At 38.9% G+C, this 17,094-nt stretch carries 16 protein-coding genes; 6 read left to right on the top strand and 10 right to left on the bottom strand.

What is annotated here, in order from left to right:
* Position 1 precedes the first annotated feature (1 nt).
* The 3 genes from A4G16_RS03110 to argG all read right to left on the bottom strand — a co-directional run bounded on the left by A4G16_RS03110 (position 2) and on the right by argG (position 2,561).
* Complete coding sequence (locus A4G16_RS03110; RefSeq protein WP_165888651.1) at positions 2–505, bottom strand: CvpA family protein; 504 nt, start codon at positions 503–505, stop codon at positions 2–4.
* A gap of 152 nt (positions 506–657) precedes the next feature.
* The gene (gene rnhA, locus A4G16_RS03105) at positions 658–1,119 is read right to left on the bottom strand and encodes a ribonuclease HI (protein ID WP_165888650.1); all 462 of its coding nucleotides are present in this window, start codon (positions 1,117–1,119) and stop codon (positions 658–660) included.
* A gap of 110 nt (positions 1,120–1,229) precedes the next feature.
* Entirely contained in the window at positions 1,230–2,561 is a 1,332-nt protein-coding gene (gene argG / locus A4G16_RS03100) for an argininosuccinate synthase (protein ID WP_165888649.1), read from the bottom strand.
* Between the two features lie 203 nt (positions 2,562–2,764).
* Here argG and A4G16_RS03095 point away from each other — a divergent pair, with 203 nt between their 5' ends.
* On the top strand, positions 2,765–3,793 hold the full coding sequence (locus A4G16_RS03095) for a glycosyltransferase family 9 protein (protein ID WP_165888648.1): 1,029 nt from the start codon (positions 2,765–2,767) through the stop codon (positions 3,791–3,793).
* 72 nt (positions 3,794–3,865) lie between these two features.
* Here the strand turns inward: A4G16_RS03095 and A4G16_RS03090 are convergent, their stop codons facing one another.
* Complete coding sequence (locus A4G16_RS03090) at positions 3,866–4,624, bottom strand: glycosyltransferase family 2 protein (RefSeq protein ID WP_165888647.1); 759 nt, start codon at positions 4,622–4,624, stop codon at positions 3,866–3,868.
* Between the two features lie 111 nt (positions 4,625–4,735).
* Between A4G16_RS03090 and yhbY the strand changes: the two genes are divergently transcribed.
* The 3 genes from yhbY (at position 4,736) to nagK (ending at position 6,766) form a co-directional block, all read left to right on the top strand.
* A complete protein-coding gene (yhbY, locus tag A4G16_RS03085) occupies positions 4,736–5,050 on the top strand; it encodes a ribosome assembly RNA-binding protein YhbY (protein WP_080686605.1) in 315 nt (104 codons plus the stop codon).
* A gap of 64 nt (positions 5,051–5,114) precedes the next feature.
* A complete protein-coding gene (locus A4G16_RS03080) occupies positions 5,115–5,846 on the top strand; it encodes a phosphatase PAP2 family protein (protein ID WP_165888646.1) in 732 nt (243 codons plus the stop codon).
* Between the two features lie 2 nt (positions 5,847–5,848).
* A complete protein-coding gene (gene nagK, locus A4G16_RS03075; protein WP_165888645.1) occupies positions 5,849–6,766 on the top strand; it encodes an N-acetylglucosamine kinase in 918 nt (305 codons plus the stop codon).
* Positions 6,767–6,827: 61 nt separating this feature from the next.
* Here the strand turns inward: nagK and A4G16_RS03070 are convergent, their stop codons facing one another.
* Together A4G16_RS03070 and A4G16_RS03065 are read right to left on the bottom strand one after the other, a co-directional pair.
* The gene (locus A4G16_RS03070; protein ID WP_165888644.1) at positions 6,828–8,774 is read right to left on the bottom strand and encodes an LTA synthase family protein; all 1,947 of its coding nucleotides are present in this window, start codon (positions 8,772–8,774) and stop codon (positions 6,828–6,830) included.
* 34 nt (positions 8,775–8,808) lie between these two features.
* The gene (locus tag A4G16_RS03065; RefSeq protein WP_165888643.1) at positions 8,809–9,597 is read right to left on the bottom strand and encodes an MOSC domain-containing protein; all 789 of its coding nucleotides are present in this window, start codon (positions 9,595–9,597) and stop codon (positions 8,809–8,811) included.
* Positions 9,598–9,723: 126 nt separating this feature from the next.
* On the opposite strand from A4G16_RS03065, the gene xseB reads away from it, so the two are divergent.
* Entirely contained in the window at positions 9,724–9,954 is a 231-nt protein-coding gene (gene xseB / locus A4G16_RS03060; protein ID WP_165888642.1) for an exodeoxyribonuclease VII small subunit, read from the top strand.
* 4 nt (positions 9,955–9,958) lie between these two features.
* On the top strand, positions 9,959–10,852 hold the full coding sequence (gene ispA, locus A4G16_RS03055) for a (2E,6E)-farnesyl diphosphate synthase (RefSeq protein WP_165888641.1): 894 nt from the start codon (positions 9,959–9,961) through the stop codon (positions 10,850–10,852).
* A gap of 181 nt (positions 10,853–11,033) precedes the next feature.
* Here ispA and A4G16_RS03050 read toward each other — a convergent pair whose 3' ends face one another.
* The 4 genes from A4G16_RS03050 to znuB form a co-directional block, all read right to left on the bottom strand.
* The gene (locus A4G16_RS03050; RefSeq protein WP_165888640.1) at positions 11,034–12,824 is read right to left on the bottom strand and encodes an ABC transporter ATP-binding protein/permease; all 1,791 of its coding nucleotides are present in this window, start codon (positions 12,822–12,824) and stop codon (positions 11,034–11,036) included.
* 125 nt (positions 12,825–12,949) lie between these two features.
* Positions 12,950–15,082: a TonB-dependent receptor gene (locus A4G16_RS03045; RefSeq protein ID WP_165888639.1), complete on the bottom strand. Its 2,133-nt coding sequence runs from the start codon at positions 15,080–15,082 to the stop codon at positions 12,950–12,952.
* Between the two features lie 250 nt (positions 15,083–15,332).
* Positions 15,333–16,133 (bottom strand): class II glutamine amidotransferase, encoded by an 801-nt coding sequence (locus A4G16_RS03040; protein ID WP_165888638.1) that lies wholly within the window; start codon positions 16,131–16,133, stop codon positions 15,333–15,335.
* A 136-nt stretch (positions 16,134–16,269) separates the two neighbouring features.
* Positions 16,270–17,055, bottom strand: a complete 786-nt coding sequence (znuB, locus tag A4G16_RS03035; RefSeq protein ID WP_165888637.1) for a zinc ABC transporter permease subunit ZnuB — start codon at positions 17,053–17,055, stop codon at positions 16,270–16,272.
* Between the last annotated feature and the right edge of the window lie 39 nt (positions 17,056–17,094).

Raw genomic sequence — 17,094 nt, 5'->3', positions numbered from 1 at the left:
TTTATTTAGTCGTTTGTAAAAAACTTGAGTTTGTTTGTAACTGTTCAAAGAACCATTTCACAATAAAGTCAAAGTGCGGAATCAATAACGATGATTTCCATAATTCAGTCTGACTTGCTTGGGTAAATGTATCTAAGAAAAATAAAATGGCTGAAACAATTAAAATACCACGCAATGCACCAAAAGCACCTCCCAAAATTCGATCCGTAATAGATAGTCCACTTAAATCAATGATTTTGCTAAGCAAACCGTTTATTACACCGCATACAATTAAGGTTAAAATAAAAAGAATTGCTGCTGCCAAGCCATTACGTAAAAATTCTGAATTCTGCAGGTAAACCGAATTTATCTGGATAAGATAACTACTGAGATAAGGATAAAAAGAGCTTGCCACAAAAAATGCAATTACCCATCCAAGTAGCGACAATGCTTCATTAGTAAAACCTCGCCATAAACTGACTAATACAGAAAAAGCAATGATCCCGATAACAATTAAATCAACCATAAAACACCTTAAAAGCTTAAAGCTCTCCTATTCTACAAAAAAAGAAAACGTTTGCGTAGCCCTATTTTGTTAAATTTTAGCAATCTACGCAAAATAACAAGCGGTTGCATTTTGCAAAAAATTTGCAAAATATGACCGCTTGAAAAGACTGTTTATTCTACAATATAGCCAACATCATCTAAAGTAGGATTATTCGCTCCATTTTTCGCCAGCTCATCACAAATTTCATTTTCCCGATGCCCTGAATGACCCTTAACCCACATCCACTCAATTTGATGACGTTGAATTTCTTTATCTAAAGCTATCCATAAATCTTTATTTTTAACCGGTTTTTTATCGCTGGTTTTCCAATCATTTTTTTTCCAGTTAAAAATCCATTTTTGAATACCGTTTTTCATATATTGGCTATCGCTATTAAGCTGAACCAAACAAGGCTCTTTCAGCATAGCCAAGGCCTCAATCACAGCTCGCAGCTCCATACGGTTATTCGTAGTTTGAAAGTAACCTTGACTGACTGTTTTTTCATAACCGTTATAGCGAAGCAAAATACCGATTCCGCCTTTACCAGGGTTTCCTAAACAAGAACCATCTGTAAAAATTTCAACTAATTTCATCACTTTAATCTTTGAAAACAAAAGCCCCAAAGCATTAACTTTGGGGCAGCTTTTATTAAATTCTAAAAGTTATTAGAATTTCGATCAACTTATTCTTTTGACCTAACTATTTATTTTTTACCTAATTGAGGAATGACACTGTTGTTAGCTGCCAGTAAACCAGCATCGGTATAGACCGCTAATTTACCGCGAGTATCCACAATGTCTAAATTACGCATGGTTAATTGACCGATACGATCAGCAGGTGTAAACGGTGCATCTTCTACCTTTTCCATACTTAAACGTTCTGCTTCGTACGTTAAGTTTGGCGACTCTGTGTTAAGAATCGTGAAATCGTTACCACGGCGTAACTCTAGAGTTACTGTCCCTGTAATTGCTTTAGCTACCCAGCGTTGTGCAGTTTCACGCAGCATTAATGCTTGCGGATCAAACCAACGACCTTGGTATAATAAACGACCTAAACGTAAACCATTAATGCGGTATTGCTCAATCGTATCTTCGTTGTGAATACCGGTGACTAAACGTTCGTAAGCGATGTGTAATAACGCCATTCCCGGAGCTTCGTAAATACCACGCGATTTCGCTTCAATAATACGGTTTTCAATTTGGTCTGACATACCTAAACCGTGACGACCACCAATGCGGTTCGCTTCCATAATTAATTCTACCACATCATCAATACGTTTACCGTTTAATGCTACCGGCACACCTTCTTCAAAGGTCACAGATACGGTTTCTGCTTTAATTTCAACAGATTCGTCCCAGAACGCAACGCCCATAATCGGTTTTACAATTTTCATGCCAGTGCTTAATTCTTCTAAATCTTTCGCTTCGTGGGTTGCACCTAACATATTTGAGTCTGTTGAATAAGCTTTTTCTACCGACATTTTATAGTCAAAACCGTTGGCAATTAAGAATTGTGACATTTCTAAACGACCACCTAACTCATCAATGAAAAGTTGGTCTAACCAAGGCTTATAGATTTTTAATTTCGGGTTGGTTAGCAAACCGTAGCGATAAAAACGCTCAATATCATTACCTTTAAATGTTGAACCATCACCCCAAATGTTTACATCATCTTCTTTCATTGCTGCAACCAACATTGTGCCGGTTACCGCACGGCCTAGAGGTGTGGTGTTAAAATAAGGAATACCACCGGTTGAAATGTGGAATGCACCGCACTGAATCGCTGCAATACCCTCGTGAGCTAATTGTTGGCGACAGTCGATTAAACGCGCATTTTCTGCCCCGTATTCCATCGCTTTTCTTGGAATTGCGTTATAATCATCTTCATCCGGCTGACCTAAATTTGCCGTGTAAGCATAGGGCACTGCACCTTTTTTACGCATCCAAAGTAATGCTGCTGATGTATCTAAACCACCTGAAAATGCAATACCTACTTTCTGACCTAACGGTAGAGCTTCTAAAATTGTTGCTGACATACGAATTCCTATAAATTTTGACTTGTAAGTTTTAAGATAACTAAACGCAAACAGTTGCATTCAAATAAAATATTCTAGCTGAAATACACTAAAACTTCATCTAAAATTTACTGACTCAATTTGCAAAGTTTTGATAAAATTCAACCGCTTACCAAAATACTTTAAATGAGTCAGACTGAAGTTCAAAATAGAGAAAAACAACAATGAAAAAACTGCTAGTTATCCGAAATGATAAAATTGGGGATTTTATGGTCTGTTTTCCAGCATTTGCAATGCTAAAACAATCCCTACCCGGTGTTGAAATTACTGCTCTTGTGCCAAATTATACCGCACCGCTTGCCAAGCTTTGCCCTTCTATCGACAAAGTAATTATCGATACTGCTAATAAAAAAGATAAAACTGAATTTAACCGCATCTTACAAACGGTCAAAAAAGAGCAATTTGATGCAGTAATTTGTTTTGTGTCGGATTGGTACAATGCTAAACTCACTTTCCTAAGTGGAATAAAATATCGCCTAGCTCCGGCAACTAAATTGTTTCAATTCTTATACAACCATCGCTTAACCCAACGCCGTTCGCAATCAGCAAAAGCGGAATCAGAATATAATTTAGATTTAGCTCGTACTTTCTTAACTAAGCATAACATTCAAATTATCGAACCAAGCGCTCCTTATTTACAATTTGACACCGATATCCTGCAAGCACAAAAAGCCAAATTATCCGAACAGTTAAAGATCTCATCAGATAAAAAATGGTTGTTTGTGCATAGCTCCACAGGTGGCTCTGCCAATAATCTCTCGGTTGAGCAATATGCTCAATTAATTCAAGGTATTTTGGCGGAATTTGATTGCTATGTGGTTTTAACCGCAGGTAAAGGAGAAAGTGAAAAAGCGAATGAACTCGCTCAGAAAATCAACCAGCCAAATGTGGTAGTTTATGATAAAAATGAGGGATTAGCGGATTTTTCCCGCTCGCTTGCCTGTGCCGATCTCTTTATTGCCGGCTCAACGGGCCCACTTCATATTAGCGGTGCGTTGAATATTCCAACCGTGGGTTTTTACCCAAGCCGTTTATCGGCCATTCCACGCCGATGGAAACCTATTAATGATGCGGATAAGCATATTGCTTTTTGTCCTCCACCAGATAAAGCATCGCAAATGAATTTAACGCTGATATCCATTTCAGAAGCGTTAAAAACAGTCATTCCTTTTATTGGGAAAATGTGGAGGTAAATTCCTCTCTCCCCTTATGGGAGAGAGGAATTTTTCTTCGTTCAGAAGAGAAATCAGGGAGAGTGGAAAATCCTATTTTCGAGTGCGATTCCATAAATCCGCATATTTCACAAAGGTAGAATGGGCAGAAAGCACCGCTAACAGAAAGCCTTGTTTTCCATCTAAAAAGCCGGCTTTTAATAAATACATTTTTACAAAGCAGCCTATAGCGTGGCTTACGCCATCAAATAAAGTTGCGGTTTTACCGGCATTTGCCCGTTGTATTGCCCATGCTTTGGCATAGCTTGCAGATTTCACTAAATAATGGTGAATATCTTTGTAGGTAAAATGCAGTAAATCGCCCTGTAACTTTTCTACTTTAGCCTCTTTCGGGAAATGAACTTTTTCGTGAACCAATTCATCGCCATATTTGGCAAATTGTGTCGGATACAATCTCACCACATAATCCGGATACCAGCCCGAATGACGAATTTGTTTGCCAAATACTTCGCTTAAACGACTGATTTTATAAACGGTATTTTTTTCATCATTTTTAACCGCTTGTAAAATCGAATTTTTAAGTTCCTCGGTTACCCGTTCATCAGCATCAAGCCATAACACATAATCGCCCATAACATATTGCTGTGCAAGCTGACGTTGCCTACCGAAGCCCGGCCAATCAGTATTAGTATAAAATTTCGCATTGTAGCGAGCCGCAATTTCGGCCGTTTCATCGGTACTGCCGCTGTCTAAAATCACGATTTCATCCACCCAACCTTTTATGGTCTCTAAGCAAGTGGCTAAATCTTGGGCTTCATTTTTTACAATCATTGCAACACTTAACGTTGGCATAATCTTTCCTTAATCTTTTAATGAGATTCTCGCATTTTACTTTAAAAATAACTGTTTTTGTGCTATTTTCTACGCCAAATTTTATCAACGAATCAATGAATGGAAAAAATAATGTCAATTACATTAACAACCAAACAAAAACAATATTTAAAAGGCTTAGCCCATCATTTAAGTCCTGTCGTAATGCTAGGCGGCAACGGCTTAACCGAAGGGGTTCTAGCTGAAATCGACAACGCATTGGAACATCACGAGTTAATTAAAGTGAAAGTTGCCGGTGCCGATCGTGAAACCAAACAACTCATCATTGATGCGATTTTGCGTGAAACTAAAGCGGCAGAAGTACAAACTATCGGGCATATTTTAGTACTTTATCGCCAAAGCGAAGAGAAAAAAATCAGTTTGCCAAAAGCGAAAAAAGCTGTTTAGTTGCAAATTTTTCTATTAATCCAACCGCTTGTTTTCAGGCGGTTTTTTATATCGGTAACTTATTATGTTTAAAAAATTTTCTGCCTACACTTTAGCTATGCTTCTTATTCCTGTAGTCACCTGGCTGGCAAATTGGCAATGGTCTTCGGCTATCCAATATCATGACTTTGATTTTGACTATTTCTTGTTTTTAATTACAGAAACCGGCTCATTCCCTTATGCAGCAATAACCTGCGTCATTTTTACCTTATTACTGGCTTGGGTAGTAAGAAAACGTTATTCCTTATTTCTAGTCATTACGGTTTGCGTAGCCTCTATGCTTTCAACGCAAATTATCAAAAGCGGAATGAAATCAGTATATCAAGAGCCGAGGCCGTTTGTAACCGCATTCTTTGCCGACAAAACAGAAGCATTCTATCAATTAGAACGAGCTCAACGAACTGAGGAAGTTATTAAATATATCGGTGAAAAAGAGAATTTTGTTACCAGACACCAGTCCAAAGAAGTCGGTTATTCTTTCCCGTCAGGTCATACAATTTTTGCCGTATCTTGGTTGCTGTTAGTCGTCGGTTTATGTATGAATATGCGTGGACAAGCGGTCATTTTTGCGCATATTTTTGCAATTAGCTGGGCGGCTTTAATGCTGATTAGCCGCTTGCGTTTAGGCATGCACTACCCTATCGATCTTTTCGTCAGTAGCTTACTTGCCTTTGTGGTCAATTTAGCCTTATTTATCTGGTTTTTACCTTGGCTAGAAAAAAGAAATCCGTTTAACTTATTTCATAAGAGAGTCTAATTATGGCGATTTATTACGGTTTAGATATCGGTGGCACCAAAATTGAGCTGGCAGCATTCAATGAAAAATTGGAAAAGCTGTATAGCGAACGTGTGCCAACCCCACAAACTAACTACGATGATTGGCTTAATACCGTTGAAACTTTGGTGAATAATGCCGATAGCAAATTCGGTGAAAAAGGCTCAGTCGGTCTAGGCTTGCCGGGCTTTGTAAACCGAGAAACAGGCATTGCAGAAATTACCAATATTCGTGTTGCAGACGGTAAAGCTATTATTCAAGATTTAAGTATACGTTTAGGGCGTGAAGTAAGAGCAGAAAACGATGCCAACTGCTTTGCCCTATCTGAAGCGTGGGATGAAAGTAATAAGTCGTTCTCAACCGTATTAGGCTTAATTATCGGCACAGGTTTTGGCGGTGGCTTCGTGTTTGACGGTAAGGTTCATTCAGGCCGAATCGGTATGGCAGGTGAAGTCGGTCACATGCAGCTCAACTACCATGCTTTGAAATTACTCGGTTGGGAGAACGCTCCGATTTATGACTGTGGCTGCGGTAACCACGCCTGTTTAGATACCTATATTTCAGGGCGTGGTTTTGAGTTACTGTTTGCTGATCTGGTTGGCGAAAAGGTATCCGCAAAAGAGATTATTGACCGCTTTTACAACCAAGACACTAAAGTCATTGAGTTTGTTGAAAAATATATTGAATTAATGGCAATCAGCATTAGCAATCTTATTACGATTTTAGATCCGGATATGATTGTTTTTGGCGGTGGTTTATCTAACTTTGATTATATTTATAAAGCCCTACCGAAAGCGTTGCCAAAACATTTAATGCGTTCAGCTAAAGTTCCGGTCATTAAAAAAGCCATTCACGGCGACTCCGGTGGCACGCGTGGTGCAGCCGCATTATTTTTGAAATAAATCTATAAAATTACATGAAAATATCCCCTTCTTTAAACTAAGAAGGGGATATTTTTTAAGATTATTTCTCTTCTTTCGGCAATTTGTATAATTGGTTTTTATACAAATAGCTACCTAACAAAGCATGAGCTAACGCCTCTTTTTTAAATTCCTCAGGTAATGCTTTCGGTGTTAATTTATGTGTAGATTGATCATACTCAAAACCTTCAATCGGTAAATTAGGACGCATCACCACAACATCATTCCCCTTCATCATTGCTTGTGTGGCATCATATTGCATAAAAGCACGATTAGGGTCGATATTTTGAGTTAAATCGTAACCTATCATCGGATATTGCCCACTTACTCCCGCAACCGAAAGCAATGTTGTTGGCATATCCATTTGACTGACTAAGCGATTATCCGCTCTTGGTTCAATATGATCTGCTAATAAAAGTGCCGGAATATGGAAATGTTGAATCGGAACCAAATGCTCACCGACTGCTCGAGAATCGTGATCGGCAATCACTAGAAATACCGTGTCTTTCCAATAATCAGATTTTTTAGCTAAGTCAAAGAAATGTCCGATAGCATAATCAGCATATTTTGCCGCATTATTGCGAGTCTGTTTTGGCTGTTCGTACAGTTCAATTTTACCATCCGGGAATTCAAAAGGATCATGGTTACTTGAACTAAAAACTAAGCTAAAGAAAGGCTTACCCTGTTGATGAAGTGCATTAAAAGTCTCATTGGCCTTATCAAATAAATCCTCATCGCTCACACCCCAGGTTGCGGTGAATTTTGGATTCTTATAATCCTTTTCATCAACAATTTGTTGAAAACCGTTACCATAAAAAAAGCTTGCCATATTATCAAAATGCTTTTCACCACCATAAATAAACGAGGTGTGATAACCTTGGCGTTTCAATAATTCTGCAATACTGAAAAAATTGTTTTGGCTTTTAGTCAATTTCACCACTGCACGAGCAGGAGTTGGGGTAAATCCGGTTGTAACGGCTTCAATACCTCTGACAGAACGGGTTCCTGTTGCATAAAGATTAGTAAAATACCAGCCTTCTTTTGAAAGCTTATCCAGATTTGGAGTAAGTTCCTTCCCACCTAATGAGCCGACAAACTGTGCCCCAAGGCTCTCCTCTAAAATAATGACAATATTTTTTGCTTTACCTTGATAACTTGCTTTATTTTCTGTCAAAGTTGGAAGTTCTTCTGAAATATAATCTGAGGCTGCTCGATTACGACTCTGTTTAACAATATTTAACATTTCCTCAACTGACATTTTTCCGTATTGTTCTGAGGACTTATCTTCATCTTTTAACTGCTGAACAGCATAAAGTACGGAATATCCGGAATTTAATACCAACGAATTCACTAGAGGATCGCTTGAAAACGCCACCATTGCAGGATTAATGCCACGATGAGCAAAGCTTGAACGCCCGCCTACAAACACTATCGCAGCAACTAATAAAGCCAGTAAAGGTCGCATTTTCCAGTTAGGAAAACGTAAATTCTGAGTTGCCCAGCCCGATAATTTCCAATAAATTATTGATGATACAATCAAAGCCAATACACCACAAATAACGCTCACTAAGTGACCGTTAATCAACATAGTAAAGACCTCTTTTGGGTGAACAAGATATTCAATAAACAGGCGATTAGGGCGAAGATCGAAGGTTTCAATAAAGTTAGGGGTTGCTACTTCCATAAAAAGAATAAAGACACTACCAACTGTCAGCCATATTCTTAAAATAGTGCGCCAAATTGAGCCAACCGTATTTTCTTGAAGCAGCAATATACTCAATAAGGTAGGTAATCCAAATAACCAGCAAAGGGCGGAAATATCAATGCGAATACCTTGTAACATTAAGGGAAACCAGCCATTAACGGCAGATACTCTATCAGCTTGCCAAACAGCCAGTCCTAAGCGGGCAATAGAAAATATGAGCAGATTGACCCCTACAAACAGCAAAATAGGGAATAGCACAGTTTTTGATTCACTGCGTTGATTCATTAAAATTCTCCTTTTATATTTAAATATTAGATTGTTATACTTTTACGCTAATCGCATCGCCAACTCTAATTACTCCACTATTTTGTGGCACAAGATGAATACCAAAAATCGGTTTGCCTTGTTCATTGGTATGCTTTTGTTTTAGGGTTCTAAATGGTTCTGCTTGAGGATCTAGCTCTAACGTGGTTAAATCTCGGGTAATCAAGACACAACGGGTGCACAACTCGGATTTGGTAAATAAGACTTCGCCTATTTGAATTTGTTCCCACTGCTCTTCCTCAAAAGCCACATTTCCATCGATGACAATATTCGGGCGGAAACGTGCCATTTCAAGCTTAATCGGTGACCATTGCTGAACTTGTTCAAGCGATTTTTCCGACATCAATGTTACTGGATTACTATCAGCAAAGCTCAGCGGATTGCCAGGAAAACGATTAACCTCTCTTTGGCTTTTAGCCCCGAGCCAACGAAGTTGTACAGCCCTGTCAAAAATTTTACTCAGCCAAGCATTTACTGAATCCGCAGCAACTTTAGAAGCAAAATGAGTTCCCCAAACCTCACTACTCTGTTCTTCTACAAAGTCTTGGTAAAGTGCAACGCATTTTTCACCGCTGACATGGGTAATCACTAAACCACTTGCAATCGGCAAAGCAGTTAAACGGTATAATTCCTTATCTTTACGAGCAGTAATAAATTTGCCGTCTGGTTCGGTAATCATAAACTCACGGTCAAAATTAAGCCCTTTAGGCTCAACAAATGCCTGTGAAACGGACGTACCTTTTGTTGATTTAATCGGGTAAATATTCAGTTCTGTCACTTTCATAGAAACTCCTTATATTGAAATAAATTCTACCATAACCGCAAGCGGTCAAAAAGTAAAAGGAATTTGCAAATCCCCTTACAGAACGGTAAACTTGAGCAACTTTAGACAATCAATAGAGAATACCAAATGGCCAAAAAACCCACTCAAGATTTTGAAACCACACTCAAAGAATTAGAAGAAATTGTAACCCATTTAGAAGCTGGTGATTTGCCACTTGAAGAAGCATTAAATGAATTTGAAACAGCTATTAAATTAGTACAACAGGGGCAAGAACGCTTACAAAAGGCTGAACAACGTATTCAAATTCTATTGAATAAAGATGAAAACGCGGAACTGGCAGATTACGAAAGAGAATAATACTATGAGCTATGATTTAGCCTACGATCTAAATACCCTACAACAGCGTATTAATCACTTTTTATCTGATAAATTAAATCAACACCAAGAGGTAGGCTCTCCGTTGATTGAGGCTATGTCTTATGCTGTTTTATTAGGTGGTAAACGGGTTCGTCCCTTTTTAATCTATGCTACAGGCAGAATGCTTGGCGTTTGTCTTGAAAAATTAGATCATAGTGCCGCTGCCATGGAATCTATCCACGCTTATTCACTGGTTCATGATGATTTACCAGCAATGGATGATGATAAATTACGCCGCGGTAAACCAACCTGTCATATTGCCTTTGATGAAGCAACGGCTATTTTAGCCGGTGATGCCTTGCAAAGTTTTGCTTTTGAGTTACTGGCAACCGATCCTTATTTGACAGATAGAGAAAAAATCGTCCAAGTAGGTGAACTAGCCATAGCTTCCGGTGCAAAAGGAATGTGCTTGGGGCAAAGCTTGGATTTGATTGCAGAAAATAAATCAATTAGTTTGGAAGAACTTGAGTTGGTTCATCGCAATAAGACCGGTGCATTAATTTTATCTTCTGTGATGATGGGCTTTAACCTTTCCGAGCATTCGCAAAATTTAGCGATAAAACAACCGCTTGAAAGCTATGCAAAAGCCATTGGCTTAGCTTTTCAAGTACAAGATGATATTTTGGATGTCATTGGTGAAACCGATAAAATCGGTAAAACAGTCGGCTCAGATGAAAATCTTAATAAAAGCACTTATCCCAAACTACTAGGATTAGAAGGAGCGAAACAAAAAGCAGAAGCACTTTATCAACTAGCATTAGCTTCTCTTGCCAAACTTCCCTTTGATACAACAGCATTAAAAGAATTAGCCTCTTTTATCGTAAAACGAGAAAGTTAAGATAAAATACCCGATACTAAGTGGTTTGCCCCAAAAGTTAAACTTATACATTTATTACTATGGCAATGAACTTATCCAAATAAAATTAAGCTCTGTGGACATTACAGAACTTAGCCATTGAATAAATAGGTCTAACTTTTGGGAAACATTTAATATTCGCTTTTTAGCTATATTTTCTCAACTAATTTCGACAGCAATCCGGCAAACCACAACTATTCTGCGGTGTAAGATAAATGGATTTAGAATGAAACTGCTGCAATGTGCAGCGATGTCCCACACTGATAATAATGCTCTCCGGCAACGTATTTCGTACTGTTTGATAAAGCAAAGCTTCCGTTGGTTCATCAAGTGCGGAAGTGGTTTCATCTAGGAAAATCAACTCCGGCTTACTGAGTAAAATCCGTACAAAGGCAATACGTTGTAATTCCCCCGGGGAGAAAATCACTTGCCAATCATTTTCTTGATCTAAAGCGTGCTGATATTTTTCTAAACGACACCGACTCATCGCCTGTTTAATCTCATCATCACTTGCTTGAATATGTGGATAGCAGATCGCTTCTTTCAGTGTACCTTGTGGCACATAAGGGCGTTGCGGCAAGAAAAGTGGCTGTTCTACGCAAGCACGTTCGGCAATACCAATAGTCTCAAATGGATAAATCCCCGCCAACGCTTTAAGCAAAGTAGTTTTGCCCGAACCGGAATCACCTTGAATAAGCAGAGCATCACCTGCTTTTAATTCGATATTTATCTGCCCAAACAGCACTCTGCCTTCACTATCTTTCACACCAAAATCTTTTAGATAAAATCCTTTTGAGCAAGCTAAAGGATGATGCACCGGCATTGCATCGAGTTTATCCAATGTAGTGAAAAAGCCATAAAGACGATTTAAGCGAGCTTGGTAGAGAGTAAAATCATCGTAAAATAGGCGAAAAAAGGATAGTGCACGCATTAAGCGGTTGAAAGATTGCACAGTTTGGTGCATATCCCCAAGGGTTACTTGCCCAATGAAAAAGCGAGGGGCTTGTAACATCAACGGCAAAATCATCGCAATTTGAGTCACACCGGTGTTGAAGCCATCTAACCCTAACATTTTACGTACAATTTGCCAGCGGTTGGCAATCATAGTGCGAAAACGCTGCTGTAGATGTTCGCGCTCACGGGCTTCGCCCGAATAAAAAGCAATACTTTCCGCATTCTCTCGCACCCGAATAAGTGAATAACGGTAATCACCCTGATATTTTTCTTTGTTGAAATTCAACCGAATTAAAGGCCTACCAATTACGACTGAAAGCAGTGTGGCAAGCATAATGAAAATATAGATGAAAAATACCACACCCTTTGGAATTTCAAAGCCAAAGATGGCAAGAATGCCCGATAATCCCCATAAAATAAGGGTAAATTCAATAGTCGAAACAATCGCATTGATCACACCACGCACTGCATCAAGCGTGCCGTGAATAAATTCCGTAGCATCTTGTTCAATCCGTTGGTCGATGTTATCAGGCAACTCTTTTTCATACTTCACCAAATAGTAATTCTTATTGGCGAGCCAACGTGCCAGCATTTCTGAATTTAACTTTTCCAACCAGCGAATTTCCAGCACTTGTTGTAAAAAATAGTTGATGACCGAATGAACAATTTTAACGATCACCAACATTAAATTGATTAAGGCAAAAAACCAGAAAGCCTCGACTTCCATTTTCTGCATTGAACTATATAGCCCGTTATAGAAAAAGGTATTCAGCACGCTGATCTGCACTTCCATCAGCACCATGAAAAGCAGCAATAAAATTAGTCCGATGGTTTTGACTTTATTCGACTTTTGCCAAACAGGGCGAGTAATATGCCAAAATCGCTGCCCAAATTCAGTAAATCCTAATAATCGACCAAAAAGATACAGCCCAAAAGATGTACAAAAAAGTGCGGTGATTAACCACGAAAAACTATTATTTAATTCGGTTTGCCAGTTCATAATTTATAAATCAATGATTGCTTTTAAATTGCGACTCTACCGAGAATCACCATTTAAAAACAACATAACAAGCGGTCATTTTTGCAGATTTTTTTGCAAAACTGACCGCTTGCTTTAGGCTTTAATTAGAATGAATATTCCACTTTTGTCCAGTAGGTACGAGGCATACCGACTACAGCAAAACTGCGATCGTACTGACCACGTTGAATTTGCCAATAGTGTTTGTTAAACAGATTTTCTACTCCCGCACGCAAAGTGAGTTCCTGTTTTCCAGCAAATTTCAGGCTATATTTTCCACCTAAATCTACCGTAGTGTAAGAGGGTAAGCGGTAAGTTGCAGCGGTATCTTGGTAAGATTTGCCATAGTGTTGTAAACCCGCATTCAAAGTTAAGTTTTGAACAAATGGCGTATCCCACTCTACCGCAGCTTTAGCAATCCAACGAGGGCTTGTCACTTGCACGCCGTTTACGATAGTGTCGGCATAGGTTGGAAAATCAAATACTTTACCTTGATTATAACTGATGCCTAAACTTGGACGAAGCGTGTTTTCCAGCAATTTGGCATAAAGATTTACCTCCACACCACGATTGCGTTCTTCACCTTGCTCTTTCCCAGCACGTGCTGCAAGTGCCGCTGTATTACCACGAATAATCCCCGGACGGCTTAATTCATAAACACTTAAACTTGAGCTAAAAGTTTTATTCCAGTTTTTACGCACCCCTAATTCAATTTGCTTGGTTACGCGTGGGCTATTCATTTCACCTGTATCAGGGTCTGCATTACCCGGTTCTAAATCTTCCAAATAGTTAGCGTAATAAACCAGATCACTATTTGGTACATAAGCAATCGCTGCCATCGGGCTGAAGCGATCAGCTTTTAAACGTACATCGGTGGCACGGTTAAGTTGCTCAATCCATTGGAAGCGTCCACCAAGAGTTAAGCGAATTTGATTATCGATAAAGCCAAGTGTGTCAGAAAAAGCTATACTTTGGGCAGTAAATTTATTATCAGCAGCTTGCTCAAGGCTACCGTGATTTGGTTCATTAATAAATTCTGGCGTATAGATATTGCTATTAAATCTGCCACTACGTTGTTTAGCCGGGTTGTTATCGTGATCTCGTTGGCGTTGAACTAAATCGTAAGCGATGCTCCAAGAATGAGAAATTGAGCCGGTTTCAAGCTCTCCTTGTAGTTTTAAATTGCCACTGGTAGTACGAGAGCGGAAATCCATTGCCGTCGCATTAACAGCTCGATAATTCCCTTCGCTATTTAGCATCGTTAATTGGGTAAAATTGCCGTAGTATTTAGACTCCATATGCCCAATGCCCCCTGAGAGCATCATCCGCCAAGGTAAGTCGTATTCAAAAGTGATTAATGCGGTTTCATCATCAGTGGTTTGGCGAGACCAGCTAGGCACTAAATTAGTTTTACCACTCGGTGCAACCGGTAAAGCAAAAGTTAAATTTTGCATATCTTGCACCCTTGCACGTCCGCCTTTAGTCGCTCGTTTGCTTTGGAAATAATCCACACCGACACGCAATTTATCACCACGATAATCTGCACCAAGTGCAATCTCTTTTGCCAGTTCACTGTAATGTTGGCGAGCGGTATTGCCATCACGATAAACGCCACTGACACGAACGCCCCATTCGTTATTCGCCCCGAAGCGTCTGCCAAAATCAAAACTCTCTTGCAAACGACTATTTGAGAACCACGCCAAGCCGATTTTATTGATCGGCTCATCCGTTGCTCGTTTAGTTTCAATATTTACTGCCGCTCCTGCAGCACCTTCAGGATCCATTCCCACCGTTGCAGTTGAAGCCCCTTTAATTAACTGTACTGAACCTACCGCTGAAGTAGCAGTATTGTACGCTCCGTATAAACCAGACAAACCATTAACGCTAAACTGACGAGCATCTAGCTGCAAACCTCGCACATAAATGCCACCCAGTGTATTGGTTTCACCACCAAAATTTATAATTGATGCATCTGTTTTTGCTAAGGCATCCACTACATTACGTGGCGATTTATCCGCAAAAGCTTGTTCATCATAATTCACGACCGTAATAGGCGAAGTGAAAGCAAGCTGTTTACCGAGTAGGCTTAAATCCACCACGGCTTTTTGATTATCTGCCGCTTTAATTTTTTCTAATTCAGCAATAACCTCAACCTCATCAAGTTGAGCGTCTTGCTCTTGAGCAAAAGTAATAGGGGAAAGGAATAACGCAGAATAAATAAAGCTGTGTTTGAATTTCATGGAGCTTCCTTATAAAAATTTAATTGAGAATTGTTTTTAATATAATTTATTCTCAATAAAAAAACAAGCTAAAACGGTTTAGTATAGAAATATAGCTTTCTTTCAAGCAAAAAAATCCCACAAAAATGTGGGACAAAAATAAGATGAATAAGAATAAGAAAATATGAAAAGGCATAATATTGCTCTGCCCTAATAATTAGACTCAAAGCTAGCTGATTAAGGTGCAGATCAAACACTATATTTTCTAAGATTAAACGTGAGGTTTCGCCTCAGGCAAAGTGCCTTCTATTTCATAAACTACATCACCATCTTTAAAGAAAACATAACCACCATTTTTCATTTTAGTCCAATTCTCATTTTTGGTGAGAGGCTGTGTTGTGATAACAGTCACCTTATCGGTAATTTTCGTATATTGGCTAAAATCAATAGAAACATCGTCATCACGCAGAGCCTTACCAAAAGGGGCTTTACGACAAACATAATGGAGATTTGTGGTACAACGAGCAATCATCCAATGTCCGTTAGAAAGAATAAAATTAAATACACCGTGTTCAGCAATTTTTGAGGTAATTTTCACCACTGCATCAAAAATCTCTTTTTCGCTTGGTTTAGCCGGATACATCTCTTTTAATTCAGAAACAATTCTGCAAAATGCCGCTTCAGAATCAGTAGTACCAATCGGTTGGTAATGACAATCTTCGCAAACACCAACTCCTTCTACTGTACCATTATGAGCAAAGACCCAGTTTTCGCCCCACAATTCTCGAATAAAAGGATGCGTATTTTCAAGGTTAACATCACCTCGTGTTGCTTTACGAATATGTGCCACAACATTTAAAGATTTAATTTGATATTGACCGATTGACTCAGCCATAAGTGATGAGGCTCCCGGGCGGTTATCGCGAAAAACACGTACTCCCTTTCCCTCAAAAAATGCGATTCCAAATCCGTCTGTATGATGATCAGTTAAGCCTCCCCGGCGGCGAAAACCATCAAAAGAAAAGGTAATATCAGTTGGCGTATTACAATTCATTCCAAGTAATTGACACATAATAACTTCTTAAATAATAGGTAAGTAAAAACACAAAAAATAATAATGCAATTTAAACGGATTAATGCTGAAATTCAATGGCATTTAGCTAAAATATTATGCTTTCTGTTTATATTTTATATCATTATATATTCGTTTAACTTTTCTCTTTCTTAAACAGCGATAATAAAAAGATAAAACCAGCACAAATCACAACAGAAGGCCCTGCCGGAGTATCTTTCCAAGCCGACAATAACAGCCCACCTGTTACTGCAACTATGCTCAATAAAATGGCAATAATCACCATTCTTTCAGGCGTTCTAGCAAATCGCCTTGCAGTAGCCGAGGGAATAATGAGTAATGAGGTAATAATTAATGCTCCGACAAATTTCATACTCAAAGCAATAGTTAATGCAGTTAAAATCATCAACAATAAACGCAGACGTACAACATTTAGCCCCTCAATTTGAGCTAATTCAGCACTGATAGTCATTGACAGTAAAGCTTTCCAATAGAGCGCTAAAATGGACAAAATAGCAGCCGCGCCAAGAGCAATAAAAAGAACATCGTTGGAATTGATCGCCAATAAATCGCCAAATAAGTAGGACATTAAATCCACTCTGACATTATCCAGTAAACTAATGGTAATAACCCCAAGAGAAAGACTGATATGCGCAATAATACCAAGTACAGTATCTACCGAATAATGGGTTTTCTGCTCCAACCAAACCAGTAACAACGCCAACACAATGGTCATCACAATAACAGCAAGATAGGGATCAATTTGCAAGAAAATGCCTAATGCTACCCCAAGTAAGGCAGAATGGGAAAGAGTATCACCGAAATAAGCCATTTTTCGCCATACCACAAAAGCACCAAGCGGTGCCGTAATAAAAGCTAAACAAACGCCGGCAAGCCAAGCGGGAAATAAAATATCAAACATAATTCAATTTAGGTGAATAACAAGCGGTGATTTTTTACT

The organism is Mannheimia granulomatis (assembly GCF_011455695.1).
GTDB lineage: Bacteria > Pseudomonadota > Gammaproteobacteria > Enterobacterales > Pasteurellaceae > Mannheimia > Mannheimia granulomatis_A.
This window is presented reverse-complemented; position numbering and strand designations above follow the sequence as displayed.

What these genes read in the sequence shown, in the direction of transcription:
- A4G16_RS03065 (WP_165888643.1), bottom strand. Translation starts at nt 9,597, where the DNA reads ATGAAAGTGACAGAACTGAATATTTACCCGATTAAATCAACAAAAGGT.
- argG (WP_165888649.1), bottom strand. Translation starts at nt 2,561, where the DNA reads ATGTCAGCAACAATTTTAGAAGCTCTACCGTTAGGTCAGAAAGTAGGT.
- rnhA (WP_165888650.1), bottom strand. Translation starts at nt 1,119, where the DNA reads ATGAAATTAGTTGAAATTTTTACAGATGGTTCTTGTTTAGGAAACCCT.
- A4G16_RS03045 (WP_165888639.1), bottom strand. Translation starts at nt 15,082, where the DNA reads ATGAAATTCAAACACAGCTTTATTTATTCTGCGTTATTCCTTTCCCCT.
- xseB (WP_165888642.1), top strand. Translation starts at nt 9,724, where the DNA reads ATGGCCAAAAAACCCACTCAAGATTTTGAAACCACACTCAAAGAATTA.
- nagK (WP_165888645.1), top strand. Translation starts at nt 5,849, where the DNA reads ATGGCGATTTATTACGGTTTAGATATCGGTGGCACCAAAATTGAGCTG.
- A4G16_RS03050 (WP_165888640.1), bottom strand. Translation starts at nt 12,824, where the DNA reads ATGAACTGGCAAACCGAATTAAATAATAGTTTTTCGTGGTTAATCACC.
- ispA (WP_165888641.1), top strand. Translation starts at nt 9,959, where the DNA reads ATGAGCTATGATTTAGCCTACGATCTAAATACCCTACAACAGCGTATT.
- A4G16_RS03070 (WP_165888644.1), bottom strand. Translation starts at nt 8,774, where the DNA reads ATGAATCAACGCAGTGAATCAAAAACTGTGCTATTCCCTATTTTGCTG.
- A4G16_RS03090 (WP_165888647.1), bottom strand. Translation starts at nt 4,624, where the DNA reads ATGCCAACGTTAAGTGTTGCAATGATTGTAAAAAATGAAGCCCAAGAT.
- yhbY (WP_080686605.1), top strand. Translation starts at nt 4,736, where the DNA reads ATGTCAATTACATTAACAACCAAACAAAAACAATATTTAAAAGGCTTA.
- A4G16_RS03080 (WP_165888646.1), top strand. Translation starts at nt 5,115, where the DNA reads ATGTTTAAAAAATTTTCTGCCTACACTTTAGCTATGCTTCTTATTCCT.
- A4G16_RS03110 (WP_165888651.1), bottom strand. Translation starts at nt 505, where the DNA reads ATGGTTGATTTAATTGTTATCGGGATCATTGCTTTTTCTGTATTAGTC.
- znuB (WP_165888637.1), bottom strand. Translation starts at nt 17,055, where the DNA reads ATGTTTGATATTTTATTTCCCGCTTGGCTTGCCGGCGTTTGTTTAGCT.
- A4G16_RS03040 (WP_165888638.1), bottom strand. Translation starts at nt 16,133, where the DNA reads ATGTGTCAATTACTTGGAATGAATTGTAATACGCCAACTGATATTACC.
- A4G16_RS03095 (WP_165888648.1), top strand. Translation starts at nt 2,765, where the DNA reads ATGAAAAAACTGCTAGTTATCCGAAATGATAAAATTGGGGATTTTATG.